Source organism: Kitasatospora sp. NPDC001095, assembly GCF_053598615.1.
Map to the genome: position 1 here is coordinate 1 of NZ_JBSFKQ010000017.1, position 22,823 is coordinate 22,823.

The window sequence follows — 22,823 nt, forward strand, 5'->3', positions numbered from 1 at the left end:
GCCCGGTTACATTCCGAACCCGGAAGCTAAGCCTCACAGCGCCGATGGTACTGCAGGGGGGACCCTGTGGGAGAGTAGGACGCCGCCGAACAATTTTTCAGAAGAACCCCTGATCCACTCGGATCAGGGGTTCTTCGCGTTTGCCCATGGGAACGGGAAGGAGTCGCCCGCCCGCTCGCTGGTGCGGCGAGCGGGCGGAGAGTGATTCAGATGAGGTGGTCGAACTCGCCGGCCTTGGCGCCCAGGAGGAAGGCGCGGAGCTGGGTGGCCGAGGTGGTGAGGATGACGGAGGGATCGTCGGATTCGCGAATGTGGCGGAGCTCGTTGGTGCCGTGGGCCAGTTCCAGACAGGAATTGCCGGCATCGCCGCCACTGAACGATGACTTCTGCCAGGAGAATCCAGCCATCTGAGACGCCTCTCAGGTTTGTAGGGTGTAGAGGAGGTGTTGAAGAAGTCCCCAGGAGTTTCGCGAGTTGGTCGGAGCCGTTGCATCGACGGCCGGCAGTGCGATCTCGCTCAACTGTTGGAACTTCCATCCGTACGCCGTAATGGTCTCAGGGTCGCCCTGATGCTCGGCGCGCCCGGGCACATCCAGCAGGATGGTTGCCAGGTCAACACATCCGGGGTCGCACAGGACGAAGGGGCCTGACTGAGGAGGCTTCCTCGTAGCTGTGAAGGGGAGGACTTGGAGAGTGATGTTGGGGCGTTCGGCCATGTTCAGCAGGTGGTCCAACTGAGCCCTCATGACTTCCACACCAGGGAAGAGCATCCGCAAGGCTGCTTCGTGGATGACGAACTGAAACTGCCTCTCCTTGTCTTGCAGGACGCGCTGACGGTCTATGCGGAACTGGATGGCCGTCGCCAGGTCCCAGTGCCCGTTGCGGTAGGCATCCTTGTAGATGGCTTCAGCGTATTCAGGTAGTTGGAGCAGCCCGGGAATGTACAGAGTCTCGAAGTTGTCCAGACGGGCACTTCGGTCTTCGAGCTCGGCCAGGTCGAGCGACAGGTCGGGCACCTGACCCTTGTACTTGCTCCACCAGCCCTTGCCGTTGCTGGCTCCGAGAGCGTGTAGCAGCCTGACATAGGTCTCATCCGTGCACCCGTAGCCTTCGAGCAAGACCGAGAGTCGCTCCGGGTCGAGCGCCGTTCGAGCCGCCTCGATGTGGCTCAGCTGTGGGCCCGCGATGCCGATGAGGGCGCCGGCGTCCTTGACGGCCAGGCCCGCTGCCTCGCGCAACCTCCTCAGCTCAGCGCCGAACCGCCGCTGTCGCTCGCTGATTTGGGTCCTGAGTGCCAAGGGGGGTTCCTTCCGTGTCGGGCCAGTCTCCACCCACACGAGTGAGCTTAGCCAAGTTGGGCGGGGTATCTCGGGGATCTGGTTGCACGCGTAACACCTATCGCCCTACTCTCAGTGTTGCACTGATCACATGACGGAGTGTCTGCTTCGTCGATTCCCCTCCTCCCTCTTGGGGTCTCTCATGCGTGCCTGCAACCCTCCTGACTGGTCCACCGCTCGGGCCGAGCTCTCCGACCTCCTCGCCGCGGACGGGTGGCGACCGTCCGTCATCTCGGACGCCGAACTCGCCCTCCATGAAGTCTTCTTCAATGCCTGGCGGCACGGGGGCACCCTTGCGCCCATGGTCGTCCTGGCCCTCGCCGGCCACCGGCTCCGGGTCTCGGTCGCCGACAACAGCCCGGTCATCCCCGAGGACGTCCACCTCCCCGTCGACCCGCTCGCCGTCTCCGGCCGCGGCCTCTTCCTCGTCCGGGCCCTCACCCACCGGTTCGGCGCCGAGGCCCGTAAGCACGGCAAGGTCGTCTGGTTCGAGCTGCTGAAGGAAGCCGCCGCGTGAAGCGTCAGCCGATGAAGCCCGGCGACCCCCGCATCCGCTCCTACGCCGAGGAGGACATCCTCATCCTCCTCGGCGAACTCCACGAGCGCGGCCGCAAGTACGGCCTCCTCTTCCCCTCCGCCTGCACGGACAAGACCGTCGACGGTCGCCTCGTCGTCCGCTTCGGCATGGCCCCGGCGTCGACCCTTCTGAACCTCCTCACCCTCCTCCTCGACGCCGACCGCGGGCGCTCGTGCGGTTCCTGATCGCCGCGGCCTTCCTCACCCTGCTCGCTCTCGCTATCGCCACCGTCGTCCTGGGCGTCATCACCACGCTCAACCTTGCAAGGCCCGACGAAGAGGAGTCCTGACATGCCCGGCCCCACCCCCACCCCCGACCCGGCCGACGACCCCGGCGTCGCCAACGCCCTCGCCGCGGCCAACTATGCCGTTGCCGCCGCCTTCAACGCCCTCTTCGGCGTCGCCGTCGCCCCGCCCGTCCCCGACGACTTCGACTGGCCGAAGCTCGACGCCTTCGTCCACCACCTGGGCTTCGCCGCCGACGACTCCGACACCGCCCTCAACCTCTACCGCCTGCTCTTCGCCGTCCAGCGCATCGCCTACCGCGAGGCCGCCGGCCGCAACTCCCCCTGGTCGGCCGCCCGCCTCAGCCCGCGCCCCCGCTAGCCGCCGGAACGCGTCGGAGTTTCTTGACGCGTCGGAAGACTCCGACGCATACTGGCCTCATGCCAACGGATGTGTTCGGCGCGCTGGCCAACCCGGTGCGGCGCAGACTGCTCGAAAGCCTGCGGGAAGGCCCCCGCTCCACAGGCGAACTGGCCTCCATGTTCGAGCTCGGAAGGCCCGCGGTCTCCGAGCACCTGGCGGTGCTCCGTTCCGTCGGGCTGGTGCGCGAGGAGCCGCGCGGCCGGCACCGCTTCCACCACCTCGAACCGGCCCGACTGGCCGAGGTGAGCGAGTGGCTCCATCCGTTCGAGCACTACTGGAAGCAGCGCCTGGACGCGCTGTCCGACCTCCTGGACGAGGACAACGGGACATGACCGAGAACAACACGATCACCTGCGAGAAGTTCCTGTTCCACCCGCCTGCGGCCGTGTGGAAGGCCCTCACCGACCCCGAACTGCACGCCCGTTGGTGGGCCGCCGGGGACATCAAGCCCGTCGTCGGGCACCGCTTCACCCTCGACATGGGCCACTTCGGCAGTCAGCTCTGCGAGGTGACCGAGGTGGACGACCAGCGGCTGCTGGCCTACCGGTTCGCCGAGGGCTCGCTCGACACCGCCATCACCTGGACGCTCCACCCGGAGGGTACGGGCACCCGCCTCGTCCTCGTCCACGCGGGCTTCGACCTCGACTCCCCGATGGGCCGGCAGGCGTACGAGGGCATGGGCAGGGGCTGGCCCCACGTCCTCGACCGCCTCGACTCCGTCCTGGGCGAGACGGCATAGGGAGCACACGTGAAGTCGGCCCGGCCGACTTCCTGCTCACGCGGGTCAGCGCTTCAGCAGCGGTTCCGCGATCACCAGCCGGGCGGCCTTCGACGAGTTGCAGTCACTGTCGGTGATGTAGGCGATCCCGAGGCGGATGCCGCCGGTGATGTCGAGGTCGATGGTCTGCGGGTTGCCCACACCGACGGGGAAGGACGCGAGCTTCCTGTCGTCGACGAACACCTCGATGGTGATCGCGTTGTAGGGCGAGTTGTCGTCGATGCCGACGGCGGAGGCGGTGAAGCGCTTCCAGTTCCGGCCGAGGTTGTAGCCCACCCACCCCCTGCGGGGGCAGGTCGACATCCCGAGCGCGTCGTCGTACTGCTTCGCGTTCAGCGTGCCCGTGACCGGGCGCAGCGGCGTGCCGGTCGTGTCGACGTAGGTCATCAGGCTGAGCCGCTGGGTGTCCGGCCCGGCTTCGGCGGCTGCCGGGGCGGCGGAGCCCGAGGCGTTCGCCGTGACGGTGACCGTCGCGGCCGGGAGGGTGACGGTCGGCCCCGGCACGGTCTGGATCGCGGTGGCCTGCGTCGCGGTCGGCGGACTGACGACGGCGGGCAGGCCGAAGTAGCCGAGCAGGAGCCCCAGCAGGCCGGTGCCGGCGGAGATCAGCGCGGCGATCTCACCGAGCGGGCGCTGACGTTGCGCACCGTTGCCCGGTGCCTCCGGGCCGGGGCCCTGTCGGTGCGGGTCTGGCTGTACGCCGCTCACGGAACAACTCCCCCCTGACGTCTGGTCGTTGCGCTCGGCAAGTGTTCAGCACGGGGTGCGGCCGCGTCCAGGCATCGGACACAGGGGAAGCCGGACGCGCGGGAGTTCGGGCGCGTAGGAAGTCGGACGGGTGGGGGAGTCGGCTGCGCAGGAAGGCGGCCCGTCCGACTTCCTGCCCGGCGGTCCCTACTCCTCCGGCACAGTACCTCCGACGGCTGGTGCCGGCGTCCGCGCTCATCCCCCGGGGAGTTCGAGCGGGCCCTGACGGTCCTGGAACCACTCCCCGCGGTCCCGGGCGGTCTCGATCACCAGCTCCAACTGCCCCTGCTTGAGCAGGTACTCCGCCATGGGAAGGTCGATTCCGCCGTCGAACTGCCGCTGCCGCGCGAGATCGTCGAGATTCACCGGGGCAGGCTATGCGACGAGGCCGACGCCCCGCTCGGAGACAGCCGGCGGATGTCCGCCTTCCGGTGGCGGAGGCGGTCGCGCTGGAGGCCGAGATCAGTTCCAGGACGAGGGCGGGTAGGAGGCCTGAGGCGCCGGGCATGGTGCCAGGCGGATCACGCCCCCGGCGACCGGTCTTCCACCGTCGGGTCCCAGAGTCCGCCGGCCTCGCCGCGCGCCAGGTGGTCGGCGTAGACCGCGGCCTTCCAGGCGATCAGCGAGCGGCACTCCTCCAGTTCCCGGATCCGCTCGTCGACCCGCCGCTGGTGGGCGTCCAGCAGCCGCAGCCGCTCGGCCTCGTTGCCCGGGCCCTGCCGCACCAGTTCGGCGAACCGGCGGAGGTCGGCGAGCGGCATCCCGGACTCGCGCAGCCTGACGCAGATCTCCACCCACTGCACGTCGAGCGCGGCGTACCGGCGGCGCCCGCCCGCTGTGCGCCGCACCGGGCCGACCAGCAGCCCCTCGCGCTCGTAGAAGCGCAGGGCGTGCACGCTGAGCCCGGTGCGCTCGGCCACCTCGCCGATGCTGAGTTCCGTCATGTCGTCAGAGCCTAGGAGAACCGGTGGGTACGGGACTTGATCTAGACCGCACTCCACTTCCTACCGTCGTCGCCATGACCACCAGCACCAGCAGCAGCACGGCCGTCGCCGACCGGCAGCGGCCGACCGGCTCGCCCTTCTCCGCCGCCAGCACCGCCGAGGAGGTCCTGGCGGGCCTCGACCTCTCCGGCCGCACCGCCGTCGTGACCGGCGGCTACTCGGGCCTCGGCCTGGCGACCACCCTGGCACTGACCGCCGCCGGCGCCGGCGTGATCGTCCCGGCCCGCCGCCCGGACGTCGCCCGCGCCGCGCTCCACGGAACCGGGAGCCGGGTCCTCCCGATGGACCTCGCCGACCCCGGGAGCGTGCGCGCCGCCGCCGGGCTGATCCGCGAGGCCACGGACCGCCTCGACCTGCTGCTGGCCGTCGCCGGCGTCATGGCCACCCCGGAGCGGCGCGTCGGTCCTGGCTGGGAGGGGCAGTTGGCCATCAACCACCTCGGGCACTTCCTCCTCGCCTGCGAGCTGTACCCGCTGCTGGCCGCCGCCCCCGACGGTGCCCGCGTCGTCGTCAACAGCTCCGCCGGGCACGCCCTGACCGACATCCGCCGGGACGACCCGCACTTCCGCACCGGCTACGACAAGTGGCTGGCGTACGGCCAGTCCAAGACCGCCAACGCGCTGTTCGCCGTGCACCTCGACGTGCTCGGGCGGGGCGACGGCGTCCGGGCGTTCTCGCTCCACCCGGGCAGGATCATCACCGGGCTCCAGCGGGAGATGACCCGGCAGGAGCAGGTCGACCGCGGCTGGGTGGACGCGCAGGGCCGGGTGATCGGCGCGGGCTTCAAGACGGCCTCCCAGGGCGCCGCCACCGGGCTGTGGGCGGCCACCTCGCCGCTGCTCGACGGCCGAGGCGGGCTCTACCTGGAGGACTGCGAGGCGGCCCCGGTCTGCGGCCCGGACACCCCGATGGACGACGGCGGCGTCCGCCCGTACGCCGTCGACCCCGACGCGGCCGCCCGGTTGTGGGAGCTGTCCCTCGCCGCGACCGGCGCCGCCCCGGTGCTCCGCTGAGCGCGCCCGTTCCGGGCGGCTCCAGCAGCACGGCTGCTCGCCGACCGCCCGCGCCCGCCGGGCGAGGGCGATCAACTCCTCGGCCGGCGGCAGCAGATCGGACGGGCCGGCGCCTCGGCGGTGACGCACGCGGCACTGACGGTGAGTGGGAAGTCGGACCGGCCGACTTCCCACTCACCGCCGGGGAACCGGTCAGCAGGAGATGTTGCCGCCGCCCACGTCGGTGCCCAGGACGCCGACGAACTGCTTGTAGAGGTTGATGCGGCTGTTGCGCTGGTCGGGGTTCTTGCCGTCGCACTCCAGCGCGCCGTTGATGCTGCGGATGGTCTCGCCGAAGCCCTTGTTGTTGACGATGGCGTCGTGCGGGGTCATCCTCCCGGCACCGCTCTGGGTGTTCCAGAACCAGAGGGCCGTCTTCCAGGAGGTCGCCGGGTTCTTCTCGACCTGGTACGGGTCGTGCAGCAGGTCGATGTGCAGGGCGTCGCCCGCCGCCTTGTAGTTGAAGTTCCAGCTCAGCTGGAGCGGCCCGCGCCCGTAGTAGGCGGACCTCCCGGCCGGACACCCGTACGCCTGCGAGGTGTCGCAGTAGTGCGGGTAGTTGGCGGTGTTCTGCTCGACCACGTACCGCAGGCCGCCGGTCTCGTGGCTGACGTTGGCGAGGAAGGCCGCCGCCTCGCGCCTGCGGGTGGCGTCGTTGCCGGTGTTGGCGAACTTCGGGAAGGCGCTCAGGGCCTCCGTCAGGCCCTTGTAACTGTAGAAGGGGTTCCGGCTCGGGAACATCTTGTCGAACTGGGCCTCGCTGACCACGAAGGAGCCGGCGGCGGAGGCCGGGGCGCTCTGGCCGGCGATGGCGAGGGTGCTCAGCACGGCGGCGGAGGCGGCCAGGGACACGGTGCGAGAGAGCTTCATTGGTCTCCTCGATCTCATTGGCAGGATTGGCACTTCGCTTGCGAAGAACCCCGGCCATCGTGGTGGGCGCCGGTGATCGACTGAAGCCCTCGGAGGTCTAAACCACCCGTACGAGTCGTATCCGATCCGAAGGGTGGACGGCGCCGCCACCGGGGTGATCATCGCGCTGTCGGTGGCACCGGATAGCCTCCTCCGGAGCGGGACGGAACAGGGCGAGGCCAGCGGGGGAGCAGGGGCGAATGAGCGGTCACACCGACGACGAGGGCGCCGAGCGCCTGGCCGCCGAGGGCGAGGTCGCGGTCGCCCGGCTGGCGATCGACTCCGGTGACCTGACGCACGCCGCCGAGCACCTCGGCGACGCGATCCTCGCCGACCCCCAGCTGCCCGAACTGCACGAGGCCCTCGCCGAGTTGTGCGCCGCGGCGGGCGGCCCGGCGGCGGCCCGCGAGCTGTTCCCGCTGGAGGGCCAGGTGTACCTCGGCACCGTGGTCTGCCGGGCCCACGTGGAGGCCGCCGCCGGGGACTGGGACACCGCCATCGGCCTGCTCGCCTCCGCCGTCCAGTACGAACCGGCCCGGCCCTGGGCGCACGCCGCCTGGCTCGCCCGCGAGGACCTACCCGGCCTGGTCGACCCGGACGCCGTCGCCCAGGCGGTGGCCCGCGCCGCCGGCGCGCTGCCCGACCCGCTCCCGGCCGAACCGGCGGACGCCGTAAAGCCGTTCCACGACTTCGTGCGGGCCGTGCTGGCCCGCCACCCCGACCACGTGCTGCTGCTGGCGATGGTCTCCGGCCTGACCCGCCGGCTCGGCGACACCGCCCGCGCCGTCGAACTCGCCGACCGCGCCCACCGGTTGGCTCCCGGCTACCTGCCCGCCGTGATGCTCGGCAACGCCCTGCGCTCGGCCGGCCGCCCGGAGCAGGCGCTCGCCGTCTGGGAGGCCGAGCTGGCGAGGACGGCACCCGGCCGCGACGACTCCAGCAGCTACCTCGCCGTCGACGTCGCCGAACTGTACGGCGCCCTCGGCCGCCCCGCCGAGGGCCTGCCCTGGCTGGACAAGGTGCTCGCCGCCGAGCCCGACCACCCCAAGGCGGGCCCGGCCCGGCACGGGCTGCGCCACGCCCTCGACGGCGACCCGGTCCACCTGCTCGCCCTGGCCGACCACCACCGCGCCCACCCCGAGCACGAGTACGCCCTGGAGCTGCTGGAGCGGCTGAGCCACCGGGAGCCCTGGCTCGGCCTGGTCTCCGGCGCCACCGAGGCCACCGTCAACGTGCTGCACCAGGTGCTCTCCGCCCCCGACACCGACCGCGACACCGAGATCGACTGCACCGCCTCCACCCTGGAGCCGCCCAGCTCGGTGCTGGCCGTCCGGCTCGCGCTGCCGCGCTCCACCGTCGGCTACCAGGCCGTGGGCGAGCCCGACCCCCGGCTGCCGGTGACCGAGCCGACCACCCGGATCTGGGCCTGGGACGGCACCGACCCGCGCCCGGCCGTCGCCCCGCCCGCCCCGCAGAGCGCCGAACTCGTCCGCGCCACTGCCGAGATCTTCTGGCCGACCGTCCCCGCCGCCTACGACCACGCCGTCCGGCTCGCCGGCCTGCCGCTGGACGACCTGCTCGGCGTCCTGGTCCACCCGCCGATGCCGCGCGAGGACGAACTCGGCCGCGCCCTGCTCGCCCACCAGCCCGAACTCTGGGTGCGGGCCGTCCAGGTCTTCGCCTGCCTGGGCATCGCCCACCACCGCACCGACCAGCCCTGGGAGGGCTCCGAGCGCCGCCGGGTGCTGCGCGACCTGCTGCTCGGTCCGGAGGACTGGGTGGTCGAGGCGGCCGGCTTCGCGCTGGTCGCGATCGGCTGGACCGAACCGCAGACCCGGGCCGACGTCGCCGAGCTGCTCCGGCAGCGGCTGCACCACGGCGCCCGGGCCCGCCGCACCCGGGTGGTGACGATCCTGCGCTCGCTCTGCGCGCTGGTGCTCGCCGCGCCCTGGACGTCCGACGAGGACCGGGCGCTCGCCCGGCACCTGACGGCCCGGGAGGACGCCGCCGACGCGGGGGCCGAACCGGAACGGGCGGCGGAACGGGAGCAGGCGCGGGAGCAGCCGAAGGAGACGGCGCGGGCCCCGGAGGAGGAGCCCCGCCCCGGCCGGCTGCGCCGCCTCTTCGGCCGGGGGCAGGGCAGGTCCTAGACCCCGGCCTGGACCCGTCCTAGACCCCGGGCAGTGGCTCCTGGTCGACGTCGAACCGGGCGACCCGTTCCGCCGGGTCCCGGCACTCCGGGCCCAGCCGCAGCATCCGCGACTCCGGGTCGTGCAGCGGCCGGTGGCAGCGGCGGCAGGTCACCCGCGCGCGGAGGGTCTGCGCGGTGTCCGTCCCGGGGAGCGGTTCGGGGCCGGTCGGACCGGACGCGCCGATCGCGCCGGCGGGATTGGTCGGGCTGGTCATGCTGAGACGGTAGCCGCCCGCTCCGTCCGGGCCGCCGCCGGTGCGTGAAACGATGGCCCCATGGCCACCGACCGCAGCAGCGCAGGAGACCCGGCACGCACCCTCGCCCTGCTCTGGGGGCTCACCGCCGAGGAGAAGCCCGGCCGGCGCGGGCCGCGCCAGGCGCGTTCGACCGGTGAGATCGCCGCCGCCGCGATCGCCCTCGCCGACGCCGAGGGCGTGGACGCCGTCACCATGCGCCGGGTCGCCCAGGAGCTGGGGCTCTCCCCGATGGCGCTCTACACCTACGTGCCGGGCAAGGCCGAGCTGCTCGACCTGATGCTGGACACCGTCTACGCCACGATGCCCCGCACCGCCCCCGCCGACGAGGGCTGGCGCGCCCGGGTCACCGCCGTCGCGGACGACAACCGGGCGCTGCACCGCGCCCACCCGTGGGTCGCCGCCGTCTCCACCAGCCGTCCGCCGCTCGGTCCCGGCCTGATGGCCAAGTACGAGTACGAGCTGCGCGCCCTGGAGGGCACCGGGCTGCCCGACGTCGACCTGGACGCGGCGCTGACCCACCTGCTCGGCTTCGTCCAGACCTGCGCCCGGATGGCCGCCGACGAGCGCGCCGCCCGGCAGGACAGCGCGATGACCGACGAGCAGTGGTGGGCCGCCAACGCCGAGCTGCTGGCCCGGGTCTTCGACCCCGAGCGCTACCCGGTCGCCGCCCGGGTCGGGGCCGCTGCCGGTGAGGCGCACGGCGGCGCGTACAGCCCGGACCACGCCTACGAGTTCGGGCTGGCCCGGCTGCTCGACGGGCTCGACGCCCTCATCGCGGGGCGGTAGCCGGGCCGGCGTGCCCTCCGCGGCGCGCGGGGCGCAAGCTCACCGTGCGGCGCCCCGCCCGTCGTACTCCCCGCGCGCCGCCTCGACCTCCGGCACCCGCCGCTCCGACCAGTGGGCCAGGGCCGCGACCAGTTCCGCCGCCTCCCGTCCCAGCGGGGTGAGGCTGTAGTCGACCCGCGGCGGGATCACCGGGTGCGCCTCGCGCAGCACGAAGCCGTCCCGCTCCAGCGTCTGGAGGGTCTGGGCGAGCATCTTCTCGCTGACCCCGGAGACCTTGCGGCGCAGTTCGCTGAACCGGTAGCCGCGGGCGTGCAGCGCTCCCAGCACCAGCACGCCCCAGCGGCTGGTGACGTGCTCCAGCACGCCCCGGGAGGGACACATCCGGTCGAAGACGTCGGCGGGGGGCGGCCCGCCGGCCTTCATCTCGCTCACCTTCATGTCAGTACCGTACTTTGAAGTGCGTACTTTCGAAAGGTTAGTGCCGGGCCTAGGGTGAGTTTCGAGGTCGGGCCCGCACGGCAATCCCCCTGGCGGTCCCCGCGCAGCAACCCTGAGGAGCACACCATGTACGTCGTCACCGGTGCCACCGGCCAGCTCGGCCGTCTCGTCGTCGAGCGCCTGCTGGCCGAGGTCCCCGCGAGCGAGGTGGCCGTCGCCGTCCGCTCCGCCGAGAAGGCCGCGGACCTGGCCGAGCGCGGCGTGACCGTCCGCGGCGTCGACTACGACCAGCCGCAGACCCTGGCCGGCGCCTTCGCCGAGGGCGACCGGGTGCTGCTGATCTCGGGCAGCGAGGTCGGCCGCCGGATCCCGCAGCACCGGGCCGTGGTGGAGGCCGCCAGGACCGCCGGGGTCGCGCTGCTCGCCTACACCGGCATCCTGGGGGCGGCCACCTTCCGGCTGGCCGACGAGCACAAGGCGACCGAGGAGCTGATCCTCGCCTCCGGGCTGCCGTACGCGTTCCTGCGCAACGGCTGGTACACCGAGAACTACCTGGGCGACGCGGCCGGCACGGTGGCCCGCGGCGTGGTGCTCGGCAGCGCCGGGGCGGGCCGGATCGCCACCGCCGCGCGCCGGGACTACGCGGACGCCGCGGTCGCCGTCCTGGTCGGCGAGGGCCACGAGGGCGGGGTGTACGAGCTGAGCGGCGACGTCGCCTGGAGCCTGCCCGAGCTGGCCGCCGAGCTGGCGAAGGCCTCCGGCGAGCCGGTCGAGTACCGGGACGTGACCCCGGCCGAGCACCTGGACGCGCTGGTCGGCGCCGGCCTGCCGCAGGGCTTCGCCGAGGCCCTGGTGGACGTCGACGCGGGCATCGCGCGCGGTGAGCTGGCCGGCACCACGGGCGACCTGGCCCGGCTGATCGGCCGCCCGACCACCCCGCTCGCCGAGTCCGTCCGCGCGGCCCTGGGCGCCTGAAGCACCGCAGCTCAGGGCCCCGGAACGGCGGGACCGTCCGGCATCCAGGCAATGTCATGACCAAAATCCGGAAACGGAGATGACAGTCGCCCCTCCCGCCCGCTACGGTCACCTCGACACACGCGCGCGGGAGGGCACTCGGCCATGGCGGGAACAGACCAGCAGGACAACGGCCGGGGCCTCTGGTACGGCGTCGCCGCGTACGGCATCTGGGGCCTGTTCCCCCTGTTCTGGCCGCTGCTGGAACCGGGAGCCGCCGACGACATCCTGGCCAACCGGATGGTCTGGTCCCTGGTCGCGGTCGTCCTGCTGCTGATAGCCCAGCGGCACTGGGGCTGGATACGCCCGCTGCTGCGCCAGCCCCGCCGGCTCGCCATGCTGGCCGGCGCCGCCACCGTGATCTCGGTCAACTGGGGCGTCTACATCTGGGCCGTCAACGCCGGGCACGTGGTCGAGACCAGCCTCGGCTACTTCATCAACCCCCTGGTCACCATCGGCTTCGGCGTCCTGGTGCTCAAGGAGCGGCTGCGCACCGCGCAGTGGACGGCGGTGGGCATCGGCGCCGCCGCCGTCGTGGTGCTGACCGTCGCCTACGGGCAGTTGCCCTGGATCGCGCTCACCCTGGCGCTCTCCTTCGCCACCTACGGCCTGCTGAAGAAGCAGGTCGGGCTGAGCGGGCTGGAGAGCCTGGCGGCCGAGAGCGCCTTCATGTTCCCGTTCGCCCTCGGCTACCTGGTCTACCTGGAGGTCAGCGGGCGCGGCACCTTCGGGCACACGGTGGCCGGCTCGTACGGCTGGGGGCACTCCGGGCTGCTGATGCTCAGCGGGGTGATCACGGCCGTCCCGCTGCTGTTCTTCGGCGCGGCCGCCGTCAGGGTGCCGCTGACCGTGCTCGGCCTGCTGCAGTACCTGGCGCCGGTGTTCCAGTTCCTGATCGGTGTCGCGGTGTTCCACGAGTCCATGCCGCCCGCCCGCTGGGCCGGCTTCGCCCTGGTCTGGGCCGCGCTCGCGCTGCTCACCTGGGACGCGCTGCGCCAGGTGCGGGCCGACCGCGCGGTGCGGGCCGCGGCCGTGCCGCAGCCCGCACCGGTGGCGGCGGCCGCCCCGGGGTCCCTCCCGGAAGCCGCCTCCGAGGCCGTCACGCGCTGATGTCCCGGCTGGTGAAGCGGGACCAGGCCGCCGAGCCGAACACGGCGACGTAGGCGGCCTGGAGACCGAGGTCCTTCAGCACGCCGTCCCAGTACATCGGCGCCCGCAGCAGGTCCGCGAAGCTCAGCCAGTAGTGGGAGAACAGGAACGGGCTGACGGCGTCCAGCTGCGGGAAGGCGTCCAGGATCTGGACGGTGACCACCAGCCCGACCGTGGCTGCCATCGCCGCGATGCCGCTGCCGGTGAGGGTGGAGACGAACAGCCCGATCGCCACCAACCCGGCCAGCGAGGCCGCGACCACCAGGGCCACCAGCAGCGCGCGCAGCAGCGCGTCGCCGAGGCCGATGGTGTCCCCGGAGATCAGCGTGACCGGGCCCAGCGGGAACAGCGCGGCGCCCGCGGCGAGCGCCGTCACCGCCACCGCCGCCGTGGCGGCCGCGCAGAACACCAGCCCGGCGGTGAACTTGGCGGCCAGCAGCCTGGTCCGCCCGGCCGGGGCGACCAGCAGGTAGCGCAGCGTCCCGGCGGCCGCCTCGCCCGCCACCGCGTCCCCGGCGACCACGCCGACCGTCATCGGCAGGAAGACCGGCAGCGCCACCGCGAGCGCCGTGAAGACCAGGAACAGCCCGTTCTGCGTGGTCTGCGCGATGAAGCTCGGACCGCCGCCGCCCTCGTGCGGACCGTCCGTGTTGAGCTTGACCACCACCCCGATCAGGATCGGCAGCACCGCCAGGATGGCCAGCAGCACCTTGGTGCGCAGCCGGCGGAAGGTCAGGTGCAGCTCGCTGCGGAACAGCGCCAGGAACCCGGCCGCCGTCCGCGGCCGCCGGCCCGCCACCGGCGCGAGCGCCTCGGCCTGCGGCGGCGACCCGGCCGGCAGCGACTCAGCCCGCGACATCGAAACCCTCCCCGGTCAGCGCCACGAAGGCGTCCTCCAACGTGCCCCGCTCCAGCCCGAAACCGTGCACCCGCACCCCGGCCCCGACCAGCGCCGCGCACAGCCTGGGCAGCGCCTCCTCGTCCAGGACGCCCGGCTCGCCGTCCACCCGGTCCTCGCCGGGCACCAGCGCGGTGACCCGGTTGGCCGCCAGCACCTCGGTGGCCCGCGCCACGTCCGGGGTGCGGACCACCAGCCGGCCCTGGGCCCGGGCGGCCAGCTCGGCGACGGTGCCCTGCACCACCAGCCGGCCCCGGGACATCACCGCGGCATGGGTGCAGACCTGCTCGATCTCGTCCAGCAGGTGCGAGGAGAGGAACACCGTGGTGCCCTCCGCCGCGACCTCCCGGACCAGCGTCCGGATCTCCCGCATGCCCTGCGGGTCCAGCCCGTTGGTCGGCTCGTCCAGCACCAGCAGCTCGCGCGGCTGCAGCAGCGCGGAGGCCAGGCCGAGGCGCTGCTTCATGCCCAGCGAGTACGCGCGGGCCTTCTTGCCCGCCGCGGCGGCCAGGCCGACCCGCTCCAGCGCCGCGTCCACCCGCTGCCGACGGGTGCGCGGGTCGGCGGTCGGGTCGGCGGCGTCGAAGCGCACCAGGTTGTCCCGTCCGGAGAGGAAGCCGTACAGGGCGGGGCCCTCGATCAGCGCGCCCACCCGGGGCAGCACGGTGGCGACGGACTGCGGCATCGGCTCGCCGAGGACGGCGGCCACGCCCGAGGTGGGGGCGATCAGGCCCATCAGCATCCGGATGGTGGTGGTCTTGCCGGAGCCGTTGGGGCCCAGGAAGCCGAAGACGGAGCCGCGCGGTACGGCGAGGTCCAGGCCGTCCACGGCGAGCTGGCCGCCGCGGAAGCGCTTGGTCAGGCCGCGGGTCCGGATGACGTCGTCGGAGCCGGCCGAGGAGGTGTCGGGGGCGGCGGGGGAAGCGGATGGGACGGGAGCGGGGGCCGGGCGCGGTGCGGCGCCCGTACCCCCGGCCGACTCCGTAACGTCCCCCGTTACGGGAGTCTTGGTCATCCGTCAGTTCACCCCGGCGGCGTGCTGGAGGACCGGCAGGGTCACCGCGCCGGCGAAGACCCGGCCGTCGTCGGTGAGCAGGACGTTGAGCACCTTGGTGCTCACCAGGGTGCCGCCGTCGACCGGCTTGCCGAGCGACTTCACCAGCGCCTGCGGGTTCATCGACCGGGCCGCGTCGCCCCCGCGGCCGCCGTGCTTGCCGCCCTTGCCCTCGCCCTTGCCGTCTCCGCCGGGCGCCGCGTCCACGGTGCCGGGCACCTGGGCGGAGACGACCGTCGTCCAGCCCTCGCCGATCACGTTCACGCCCTGGTGCCCCTCGGCGCCCGGGCGCGCCCCGGCGCCGCCCGGCGCGCCCTCGGCCGCCGCGTCCGCCTTCCGGTCCGTCACCTTGGCGCCCTTGGGGGCGGTGAACTCGAAGGTCTTGGCGTCCGGCTTGGCGAAGGACACCTCGGTGAAGCGGACCTTCAGCACGGTGCTGCCGTCGACGGACGTCACCGTCACCGCCAGCGGCACCCCGTTGTCGGCGTCCACCGCGATCCGGACCTCGGACAGCGTCGAGCCGGACTGGGTGGGCTTCACGCTCAGCTGGTAGGCGTTCTGCCCGGCCACCTTGGCCGTCCCGGCGACCGTCACCGAGGTGGTGCCGGCGCTCGCGGCCAGGAACTGCCTGGCGGCCTCCTGCGGGGTGGTCGGCAGCTCGGACAGCGGCGCCCCGGTGTGCCGGCCCTCGGCGGCCCGCCCGGTCGTGTGCACCGCGCTGTTGGAGGAGCTGTCCCAGGCCCAGGTCTGGTCGCCGTTGTGGACCAGGGTGTAGCCGGACATCTTCTCCAGCACGTCCACCCGCTGGCGCTCCGGACCGTCCACCGCGACCCGCAGCGTCTGGTCCCCGCCGAGCAGGCCCATCAGCTTGGCCTGCGGGTCCGCGGCGGAGCCCTGGCCGCTGCCGCCGCCGTGCCCGCCGACCGCCCCGCCGAGACCGCCGGCCGCGCCCAGCAGCTGGCCGGGCACCCCGAGGTCGGTGGAGATCGAGACCGTCCCGGAGAGCGTCTGCGTCTCCGAGCCGAGCACCTTGGCGACCAGCTGCTCCGCCGACACCGCCGGCAGGTCGGGCGCGCCGTCGGCGGCCAGCGCCGGGACCAGCCCCACCCCTGCGGCGATCACCGCGACGACCGCCACCGGCACCCCGGCGCGCATCAGGACGCGCCGCCGGGTGCGGTACGGCGCTCCGCCGTCCGGATCGGCCCCCGCCGCCTTCTCAATGGTCATGGCGTCCTCAACTCCTCCGCGAACACGTGTGATTGGCCCTGCCCTCCCATTAGAGGCCGCCGCACCGCCGCCGTCATCGCCCTGTGGGGTCAGATCGGGGTGGCCTTCTTGGGTACGCCGACCCTGAGACGGCCTCAGGGTTCCGTCCATCCGCGGTACCACCCCTGGCATAGGCTCGCGCCATGGACGGAACCGCCACGGACTCCAGCACCCCGCCGACCGAGAACGCGATGCGCCGCGCCCTGCGCCGCGCCCGGGACGGCGTCGCCCTCGACGTGACCGAGGCCGCCGTGCTGCTCCAGGCCAGAGGCGACGACCTGCTGGACCTCTGTACGAGCGCCGCCCGGGTCCGGGACGCGGGCCTCGAAGCGGCCGGCCGCCCCGGCGTCATCACCTACTCCAAGAGCGTCTTCATCCCGCTCACCCGGCTCTGCCGCGACAAGTGCCACTACTGCACCTTCGCCACCGTCCCCGGCAAGCTGCGCCGGGAGGGGCAGGGGATGTTCATGTCCCCGGACGAGGTGCTGGAGGTGGCCCGCCGGGGCGCCGAACTCGGCTGCAAGGAAGCCCTGATCACGCTCGGCGACAAGCCCGAGGACCGCTGGCCCGAGGCCCGCGAGTGGCTGGACGCGCACGGCTACGACGACACCATCGCCTACGTGCGCGCGATGTCGATCCGGATCCTGGAGGAGACCGGCCTGCTGCCGCACCTCAACCCCGGGGTGCTGGGCTGGACGGACTTCCAGCGCCTCAAGCCGGTCTCCGCCTCCATGGGCATGATGCTGGAGACCACCGCCACCCGGCTGTGGAGCGAGCCCGGCGGCCCGCACTTCGGCTCCCCGGACAAGGAGCCGGCCGTCCGGCTGCGGGTGCTGGAGGACGCCGGGCGCAGCTCCGTCCCGTTCACCAGCGGCCTGCTGATCGGCATCGGCGAGACGTACCAGGAGCGCGCCGAGTCGCTGTTCGCGCTGCGCAGGGTCTCCCGGGCGTACCACGGCGTCCAGGAGTTGATCCTGCAGAACTTCCGGGCCAAGCCGGACACCGCGATGCGCGGCATGCCGGACGCCGAACTGGACGAGCTGGTGGCCACGGTGGCGGTGGCCCGGCACCTGATGGGCCCCGCCGCCTGCCTCCAGGCCCCGCCGAACCTCGTGGACGGCGAGTACGGGCGGCTGATCGCGGCCGGCATCGACGACTGGGGCGGGGTCTCCCCGCTGACCCCGGACCACGTCAACCCCGAGCGCCCCTGGCCGCAGATCGAGCGGCTGGCCGAGCGGTCCGCGGCGGCCGGCTTCGAGCTGCGCGAGCGCCTCGCCGTCTACCCCGAGTACGTGCGCCGCGGCGAGCCCTGGCTGGACCCGCGGGTGCTGCCGCACGTCCGCGCCCTCGCCGACCCGGCCACCGGCCTGGCGGACCCGGACGCGGTGGTCCGCGGCCTGCCCTGGCAGGAACCGGAGGACCTGCCGGAGTCGTACGGCCGCACCGACCTGCACGCCACCATCGACACCGAGGGCCGCACCGGCGACCGCCGGGCCGACTTCGAGGACGTGTACGGCGACTGGGAGGTGCTGCGCGAGCAGGTGCTCGCGCAGGGCGCCCCCGAGCGCCTCGCCGGGGACCTGCGGGAGGCCCTGGCGGTGGCCGCGGACGACCCGACGCGGCTGACCGACGACCAGGCGCTGGCCCTGTTCCACGCGGACGGCCCGGCTCTGGACGCGCTCTGCCGGATCGCCGACGACGTGCGCCGCGACGCGGTCGGGGAGGACGTCACCTACTGCGTCACCCGGAACATCAACTTCACCAACGTCTGCTACACCGGCTGCCGCTTCTGCGCCTTCGCCCAGCGCCGCACCGACGCGGACGCCTACACCCTCTCCCTGGAGCAGGTCGCCGACCGGGCCGCGCAGGCCTGGGAGGTGGGCGCCACCGAGGTCTGCATGCAGGGCGGCATCCACCCGGACCTGCCCGGCACCGCCTACTTCGACATCGCCCGCGCGGTGAAGGAGCGGGTGCCCGGCATCCACGTGCACGCCTTCTCCCCGATGGAGGTGGTCAACGGCGCGACCCGCACCGGGCTGTCGATCCGGGACTGGCTGCAGCGGGCCAAGGAGTCGGGCCTGGACAGCATCCCGGGCACCGCCGCCGAGATCCTGGACGACGAGGTCCGCTGGGTGCTCACCAAGGGCAAGCTGCCGGCCGCCACCTGGGTCGAGGTGGTCACCACCGCGCACGAGCTGGGCCTGCGCTCCTCGTCCACGATGATGTACGGGCACGTGGACACCCCGGCGCACTGGCTGGGCCACCTGCGGCTGCTCGCCCGGATCCAGCAACGGACGGGCGGCTTCACCGAGTTCGTGACCCTGCCGTTCATCCACACCAACGCCCCGGTCTACCTGGCCGGCATCGCCCGGCCCGGCCCGACCGCCCGGGACAACCGTGCCGTGGTCGCCATGGCCCGGCTGCTGCTGCACCCGCACATCCCCAACATCCAGACCAGCTGGGTCAAGCTGGGCGCCGAGGGCGCGGCCGAGATGCTCCGCTCCGGCGCCAACGACCTCGGCGGCACGCTGATGGAGGAGACCATCTCGCGGATGGCCGGCTCGGCGTACGGGAGCTACAAGTCGGTGCGCGACCTCCAGGCGATCGCCGAGGCGGCGGGCCGCCCCCACCGCCAGCGCACCACCACCTACGGCGAGGTGCCGGCCGAGCGGCGGGCCGCGGCGCTGGCCTCCGACGGGCACCTGCCGCAGCTGCTGCCGGTGGTGGACTGACACCGTGCCGTCCCGGCCGCCCCGCACGGGCGGCCGGGACGGGGCACCGGACGCCGGGGGAGGGGCCGATCCGATCGGCTCTTCGAATACAGTGCCAGGGCGCGCGGCCGGCCGACCGTCGCGCGGCCCCCACACCCGAGGAAAGGCGCCCCGTCGTGATGCCACTGTGGTCACGCGCCCAGCAGCAGGACTACCGCAGCCGGGTGCGGGGCTGTCTGCTCGGCGGTGCCATCGGCGACGCGCTCGGAGCCGGCGTCGAGTTCGAGTCGCTGGAGAAGATCCGGGCCCAGCACGGCCCGCAGGGCGTCACCGGCTACCTCCCCGCGTACGGCCGCACGGGTGCCGTCACCGACGACACCCAGCTCAGCCTGTTCACCGTCGACGGCCTGATCCGCGCCCACATCCGGCGCGACACCGGCAGCTGGCACCCGCCCACCGACCTGCACCTGGCCTACCTGCGCTGGGCCGCCACCCAGCGCGACTGGGGCCCGGACGAGCGCCGCCCCGACCTCGGCTGGCTCGGCCGCGAGGAGTGGCTGTACGCCCAGCGCGCCCCCGGCCAGGGCTGCCTGTCCGGCCTCAGCGGGGCCGAGGCGGAGCGGCTCGGCACCCTGGCGGCCCCCAAGAACCCGCACTCCAAGGGCTGCGGCACGGTGGTGCGGGCGGCGCCCTTCGGGCTGCTCACCACCTGGGAGCCGGGCCTGGTGTTCCAGCTCGCGGTGGAGTGCTCGGTGCTCACCCACGGCCACCCCACCGGCTACCTCGCGGCGGGCGCGCTCGCGGTGATCGTCCAGTCCGTCGCCCGCGGCGGCACCCTGGAGGAGGGCGTGCACCTCGCGCTCGCGCTGCTCTCCGAGCGGCCGGCGCACGAGGAGACCACCGCCGCGCTGCGGGCCGCCCTGGACGCGGTGCGGGCCGGCGAGCCGTCCGCCGAGCGGGTCGAGGCGCTCGGGGAGGGCTGGGTGGCCGAGGAGGCGCTGGCGATCGGGGTCTACTGCGCCCTGGTCGCGCACGACGTGCGGTCGGGCCTGCTGCTCGCCGTCAACCACTCCGGGGACAGCGACTCCACCGGCGCCGTCTGCGGCAACCTGCTCGGGGCGCTGCACGGGGACACCGCGCTGCCGCCGGGCCTGCTGGCCGGGCTCGAAGGGCGCGGGGCGATCCTCGAACTCGCCGACGACTTCGTGCTGGAGCTGGTGCACGGCACCGAACTGCACGACCGACGGACCCCGGAGGGGGTCAACTGGACCAGCCGCTACCCGGTGGTGAGTTGAACCGGGACTCCCGGAAACCGGGCCCCCGAAACGGGAGTTGCCCGTGGCGCCGCCGCCGCCGAGGGGCGACGGACACCGCTACGGGCAACTGGTCCGAGTGCGGAACCGGGTGGGCGGGTCAGCCCGGGAGCTCACCGAAGAGGCCGCCCGCGGCGGCCGAGGCGAAGGCGTTCCAGGCCTCGGCCGAGAAGCGCAGCTGGGGGCCCCGGGGGTCCTTCGAGTCCCGGACGGCCACCTCCCCCGCTCCTGGGACGGCGATCTCCACGCAGGCGCCCTGGCCTCCGCTGTGACTGCTCTTGCGCCAACGGGCTCCGTACTCGGACGGGGTGATCATTCGTGGAATTCCTTCTCGATGTCGGCTATCAGCGACCGGCTCTCCGCGACACCGAGCGCGGCCGCTCTCAGGTAGTCGTACAGACCGGTATAGCGGCGCACGTCCGCCTCCTTCTCCAGGTAGAGATCACTCGTCACACCTTCGAAGTAGACAACCGTGGAATCGGCTGACTCGGGGAACTCCAGCAGCGAGAATGTCCCGGTCATGCCGGGATGGGCGCCGTGCGAGAACGGGATCACCTGGATGGTGATGTTCGATCGCTGGCTGAGCTCCAGCATCTGCCGCAGCTGCTGGGCCATCACCTGCTTGCTTCCGACCTCCCGGCGCAGTACCGCCTCGTCTATGACGGTCCACAGGCTGCCCAGCTGGTTCTCGCCGTGGATGCGCTCCTGGCGCTTCATCCGGACCTGCACCCGGCGCTGCACGGCGACCGCGTCGGTGTCCGGCTGGGTGCCCTCGACCACGGCCTGGGCGTAGTGCTCGGTCTGCAGCAGCCCGGGGACGAAGGAGGACTCGTACGCGCGGATCGAGGAGGCCTCGGCCTCCAGTCCGATGTAGACGCTGTACGGGGTCGGCATGTCGTTGAAGTCGTGCCACCAGCCGCGCTGACGGGACTCCTTGGCCATCTCCATCAGGCTGGCGCGCAACTGGTCGTCGGGCACCTTGTAGACGTCGCAGAGGTCGCGCACGTCGCGCTGGCTGATGCTGCGGCGGCCGTTCTCCAGTCGGCTGATCTTCGACTGGGAGACCATCAGGCGGCCTGCGACCTCCTCCGCCGTCATGCCCAGGCCCTCGCGGAGCTTGCGCAGCTCCGAACCGAGGCGACGACGGCGCACGGTGGGATTGACGTTGGCGGACACTTCGACCTCCGGCCGGACCTCTGGTGCTCGTTGGAACGGCAGTCCTCGGAACACTTCGGACATTGGGACCAACCCCCCTGACTCGGAGCAGCATGTCACCTTGGGCCAGGTCGGCGCCGGGGATTCACCGCAGCGCGGTAGAACAGATCATCGGAAAAGTGCTTCCGCGAGACAGCGAAAGCCCCCAGGTGGTAGTGCGGCTCGGTGGTTCGGACAGATGCTGCGCAGACCGCCCCCGGACCGGCCGGCACCTGCCCCGGCCCACGCACGTGCGGGGGCGGGCGGCTCGCCGGGCGTCCGGGGACGGCGAAGGGGCGGTCGCCGGGCGACTCGCGTCGCGGGGCGACCGCCCCTCGGTGCTGGTGGTGGTGCCGGTGGTGCGTGCGGTGCGTCCGGCGCTCGTCGTACTCCTGGCGCCGGTGGCACCGGTCGTGCGTCGGGTCGCTCGGCGCCCTCGGGCGGTGCGAGCGGAGGGGCCTGCGCCGCCGGGTGCGCGGTCGGTGGTGTCGGGCGCCGTGAGGGCTGCCCGCCGGGCCGCGCGGACCGTGTTGCTCAGTGCGTCGTGGTGCTCGGTGGACCGTGGTGCTCGGTCGACCGTGGTGCTCAGTGGACAGTGATGCTCAGTGCGTCGTGGTGCTCGGTCGACCGTCGTGCTCAGCGTGCGCCGACCCGGGAGGCGGGAACCCGCCCGCCCGAACCCCGGCCCGCCGCACGGGCACCGGGACGGCCGGCGGCGGCCCCGGACCCCTGGGAAGAACGGTTCTGCTGTGCCGGAAGGCCGTTCTGCACGTCCATCACGGCGTGCGCGACCATCCCGCCCAGCGGGTCGTACCGGATCAGGTCGCGCAGCCGCGACCGCGAGGACCGTCCCTCGTTGCCCGGGTACAGGTGCTTGCCCAGCCCGACCGAGTGGGCCAGCGCGGCCAGCGCGGCCGTCCTCGGGTCCGGCGGGACACCGGTGCGGATCGCGGTGTCCAGCCGCTGCTTGATCGCGGCGTTGGTGCAGTCGTCGGACGCCTGGTACCGGGTCGTCGGCAGCACCCCGCACACCTGGCCCGGCACGGCCGTGACCATGCCGCAGCGCTCCAGGTGCGCCAGATAGGTCTGCCGCAGCCCCAGCCGGGGCCCGCCGATCCAGTGCGCCGCGCGGACCGGACTGCCGCGTCGGCGCAGCAGTTCCAGTGCGTGGTCAAGGGTCGGGTCGCCGGTCGGCCGTGCGAGCACGACGGCGATCCGGTCTCCCTCCGGTACGATCCGTCCGGCCAGGGACAGCTCGACGAGCTGCGCCCCGGCGAGTCCGAGGTCGAGGGTCTGCGGCTGCGCCGTGGTACCCGTGGTCGGGTCCAAAGCGAGCAGCAAGAGTTCCTCGGGAACAGTTCTGCGGCTCTTGCCCATCCAAGCCTCCCCGCGTGGATGAGAGACAGGGTGACGCCTCTCACACGGGCTTGTCGAGTACGCCTCCGAATCGTGACCTTGCGGTGAAGGTGCGGAACCGGCGGCGGCGGGCCTGGCGTCTGAC

At 73.0% G+C, this 22,823-nt stretch carries 26 protein-coding genes and 1 rRNA gene; 13 read left to right on the plus strand and 14 right to left on the minus strand.

Annotated elements, in window-relative coordinates; genetic code table 11:
* Positions 1-91, plus strand: a 5S ribosomal RNA gene (gene rrf / locus ACWDBB_RS17040); the annotation flags it as partial.
* Between the two features lie 115 nt (positions 92-206).
* Here the strand turns inward: rrf and ACWDBB_RS17045 are convergent.
* Positions 207-407 (minus strand): DUF397 domain-containing protein, encoded by a 201-nt coding sequence (locus ACWDBB_RS17045; protein ID WP_449790345.1) that lies wholly within the window; start codon positions 405-407, stop codon positions 207-209.
* 12 nt (positions 408-419) lie between these two features.
* The gene (locus tag ACWDBB_RS17050) at positions 420-1,298 is read right to left on the minus strand and encodes a helix-turn-helix domain-containing protein (RefSeq protein ID WP_449790346.1); all 879 of its coding nucleotides are present in this window, start codon (positions 1,296-1,298) and stop codon (positions 420-422) included.
* A 181-nt stretch (positions 1,299-1,479) separates the two neighbouring features.
* Between ACWDBB_RS17050 and ACWDBB_RS17055 the strand changes: the two genes are divergently transcribed.
* From ACWDBB_RS17055 to ACWDBB_RS17075, 5 genes are all read left to right on the plus strand, one after another.
* Positions 1,480-1,854 carry an ATP-binding protein gene (locus tag ACWDBB_RS17055; protein ID WP_449790347.1) on the plus strand — a complete coding sequence of 125 codons (375 nt, stop codon included), beginning with the start codon at positions 1,480-1,482 and terminating at the stop codon, positions 1,852-1,854.
* Positions 1,851-2,099 (plus strand): hypothetical protein, encoded by a 249-nt coding sequence (locus ACWDBB_RS17060; protein WP_449790348.1) that lies wholly within the window; start codon positions 1,851-1,853, stop codon positions 2,097-2,099. Before ACWDBB_RS17055 ends, ACWDBB_RS17060 begins: the two co-directional genes overlap by 4 nt.
* Before the next feature lie 105 nt (positions 2,100-2,204).
* Positions 2,205-2,519 (plus strand): hypothetical protein, encoded by a 315-nt coding sequence (locus ACWDBB_RS17065; protein ID WP_449790349.1) that lies wholly within the window; start codon positions 2,205-2,207, stop codon positions 2,517-2,519.
* Positions 2,520-2,578: 59 nt separating this feature from the next.
* On the plus strand, positions 2,579-2,893 hold the full coding sequence (locus ACWDBB_RS17070) for an ArsR/SmtB family transcription factor (protein ID WP_449790350.1): 315 nt from the start codon (positions 2,579-2,581) through the stop codon (positions 2,891-2,893).
* A complete protein-coding gene (locus tag ACWDBB_RS17075) occupies positions 2,890-3,300 on the plus strand; it encodes an SRPBCC family protein (RefSeq protein WP_449790351.1) in 411 nt (136 codons plus the stop codon). Before ACWDBB_RS17070 ends, ACWDBB_RS17075 begins: the two co-directional genes overlap by 4 nt.
* A gap of 45 nt (positions 3,301-3,345) precedes the next feature.
* Here ACWDBB_RS17075 and ACWDBB_RS17080 read toward each other — a convergent pair whose 3' ends face one another.
* The 3 genes from ACWDBB_RS17080 to ACWDBB_RS17090 all read right to left on the minus strand — a co-directional run bounded on the left by ACWDBB_RS17080 (position 3,346) and on the right by ACWDBB_RS17090 (position 5,030).
* On the minus strand, positions 3,346-4,047 hold the full coding sequence (locus ACWDBB_RS17080; protein WP_449790352.1) for an NPCBM/NEW2 domain-containing protein: 702 nt from the start codon (positions 4,045-4,047) through the stop codon (positions 3,346-3,348).
* A 234-nt stretch (positions 4,048-4,281) separates the two neighbouring features.
* Positions 4,282-4,452: a hypothetical protein gene (locus ACWDBB_RS17085; RefSeq protein WP_449790353.1), complete on the minus strand. Its 171-nt coding sequence runs from the start codon at positions 4,450-4,452 to the stop codon at positions 4,282-4,284.
* 155 nt (positions 4,453-4,607) lie between these two features.
* Positions 4,608-5,030, minus strand: coding sequence for a MerR family transcriptional regulator (locus ACWDBB_RS17090; protein WP_449790354.1), 423 nt, complete (start codon positions 5,028-5,030; stop codon positions 4,608-4,610).
* Positions 5,031-5,104: 74 nt separating this feature from the next.
* Here ACWDBB_RS17090 and ACWDBB_RS17095 point away from each other — a divergent pair, with 74 nt between their 5' ends.
* The gene (locus tag ACWDBB_RS17095; RefSeq protein WP_449790355.1) at positions 5,105-6,103 is read left to right on the plus strand and encodes an oxidoreductase; all 999 of its coding nucleotides are present in this window, start codon (positions 5,105-5,107) and stop codon (positions 6,101-6,103) included.
* Positions 6,104-6,295: 192 nt separating this feature from the next.
* Here ACWDBB_RS17095 and ACWDBB_RS17100 read toward each other — a convergent pair whose 3' ends face one another.
* Positions 6,296-7,012, minus strand: a complete 717-nt coding sequence (locus tag ACWDBB_RS17100; protein WP_449790356.1) for a chitinase — start codon at positions 7,010-7,012, stop codon at positions 6,296-6,298.
* 239 nt (positions 7,013-7,251) lie between these two features.
* Here ACWDBB_RS17100 and ACWDBB_RS17105 point away from each other — a divergent pair, with 239 nt between their 5' ends.
* Positions 7,252-9,201 carry a hypothetical protein gene (locus tag ACWDBB_RS17105; protein WP_449790357.1) on the plus strand — a complete coding sequence of 650 codons (1,950 nt, stop codon included), beginning with the start codon at positions 7,252-7,254 and terminating at the stop codon, positions 9,199-9,201.
* 19 nt (positions 9,202-9,220) lie between these two features.
* Here the strand turns inward: ACWDBB_RS17105 and ACWDBB_RS17110 are convergent, their stop codons facing one another.
* Positions 9,221-9,457, minus strand: coding sequence for a DUF6011 domain-containing protein (locus ACWDBB_RS17110; RefSeq protein ID WP_449790358.1), 237 nt, complete (start codon positions 9,455-9,457; stop codon positions 9,221-9,223).
* A 60-nt stretch (positions 9,458-9,517) separates the two neighbouring features.
* On the opposite strand from ACWDBB_RS17110, the gene ACWDBB_RS17115 reads away from it, so the two are divergent.
* Positions 9,518-10,285 (plus strand): TetR/AcrR family transcriptional regulator, encoded by a 768-nt coding sequence (locus tag ACWDBB_RS17115; RefSeq protein ID WP_449790359.1) that lies wholly within the window; start codon positions 9,518-9,520, stop codon positions 10,283-10,285.
* A gap of 39 nt (positions 10,286-10,324) precedes the next feature.
* On the opposite strand, the gene ACWDBB_RS17120 is transcribed toward ACWDBB_RS17115, so the two are convergent.
* Entirely contained in the window at positions 10,325-10,723 is a 399-nt protein-coding gene (locus tag ACWDBB_RS17120; RefSeq protein ID WP_449790360.1) for a winged helix-turn-helix transcriptional regulator, read from the minus strand.
* A gap of 126 nt (positions 10,724-10,849) precedes the next feature.
* On the opposite strand from ACWDBB_RS17120, the gene ACWDBB_RS17125 reads away from it, so the two are divergent.
* Positions 10,850-11,698, plus strand: a complete 849-nt coding sequence (locus tag ACWDBB_RS17125; RefSeq protein WP_449790361.1) for an SDR family oxidoreductase — start codon at positions 10,850-10,852, stop codon at positions 11,696-11,698.
* 144 nt (positions 11,699-11,842) lie between these two features.
* Entirely contained in the window at positions 11,843-12,847 is a 1,005-nt protein-coding gene (rarD, locus tag ACWDBB_RS17130; protein ID WP_449790362.1) for an EamA family transporter RarD, read from the plus strand.
* On the opposite strand, the gene ACWDBB_RS17135 is transcribed toward rarD, so the two are convergent.
* From ACWDBB_RS17135 to ACWDBB_RS17145, 3 genes are read right to left on the minus strand one after another with little or no spacing between them, the layout of a single operon-like run.
* Entirely contained in the window at positions 12,837-13,745 is a 909-nt protein-coding gene (locus ACWDBB_RS17135; RefSeq protein WP_449790363.1) for an ABC transporter permease, read from the minus strand. The two genes, rarD and ACWDBB_RS17135, sit on opposite strands and share 11 nt — an antisense overlap.
* On the minus strand, positions 13,732-14,799 hold the full coding sequence (locus tag ACWDBB_RS17140; RefSeq protein WP_449790364.1) for an ABC transporter ATP-binding protein: 1,068 nt from the start codon (positions 14,797-14,799) through the stop codon (positions 13,732-13,734). The genes ACWDBB_RS17135 and ACWDBB_RS17140 overlap by 14 nt, the downstream gene beginning before the upstream one ends.
* 3 nt (positions 14,800-14,802) lie before the next feature.
* On the minus strand, positions 14,803-16,065 hold the full coding sequence (locus ACWDBB_RS17145) for a LolA family protein (protein WP_449790365.1): 1,263 nt from the start codon (positions 16,063-16,065) through the stop codon (positions 14,803-14,805).
* Between the two features lie 182 nt (positions 16,066-16,247).
* On the opposite strand from ACWDBB_RS17145, the gene ACWDBB_RS17150 reads away from it, so the two are divergent.
* Positions 16,248-18,836 (plus strand): bifunctional FO biosynthesis protein CofGH, encoded by a 2,589-nt coding sequence (locus ACWDBB_RS17150; RefSeq protein ID WP_449790366.1) that lies wholly within the window; start codon positions 16,248-16,250, stop codon positions 18,834-18,836.
* A 158-nt stretch (positions 18,837-18,994) separates the two neighbouring features.
* Positions 18,995-20,110, plus strand: a complete 1,116-nt coding sequence (locus ACWDBB_RS17155; protein WP_392874121.1) for an ADP-ribosylglycohydrolase family protein — start codon at positions 18,995-18,997, stop codon at positions 20,108-20,110.
* A 118-nt stretch (positions 20,111-20,228) separates the two neighbouring features.
* On the opposite strand, the gene ACWDBB_RS17160 is transcribed toward ACWDBB_RS17155, so the two are convergent.
* From ACWDBB_RS17160 to ACWDBB_RS17170, 3 genes are all read right to left on the minus strand, one after another.
* Positions 20,229-20,444, minus strand: coding sequence for a DUF397 domain-containing protein (locus tag ACWDBB_RS17160; protein ID WP_449790367.1), 216 nt, complete (start codon positions 20,442-20,444; stop codon positions 20,229-20,231).
* Entirely contained in the window at positions 20,441-21,304 is an 864-nt protein-coding gene (locus ACWDBB_RS17165) for a helix-turn-helix domain-containing protein (protein WP_449790368.1), read from the minus strand. Before ACWDBB_RS17165 ends, ACWDBB_RS17160 begins: the two co-directional genes overlap by 4 nt.
* 654 nt (positions 21,305-21,958) lie before the next feature.
* The gene (locus ACWDBB_RS17170) at positions 21,959-22,699 is read right to left on the minus strand and encodes a GOLPH3/VPS74 family protein (RefSeq protein WP_392914763.1); all 741 of its coding nucleotides are present in this window, start codon (positions 22,697-22,699) and stop codon (positions 21,959-21,961) included.
* Between the last annotated feature and the right edge of the window lie 124 nt (positions 22,700-22,823).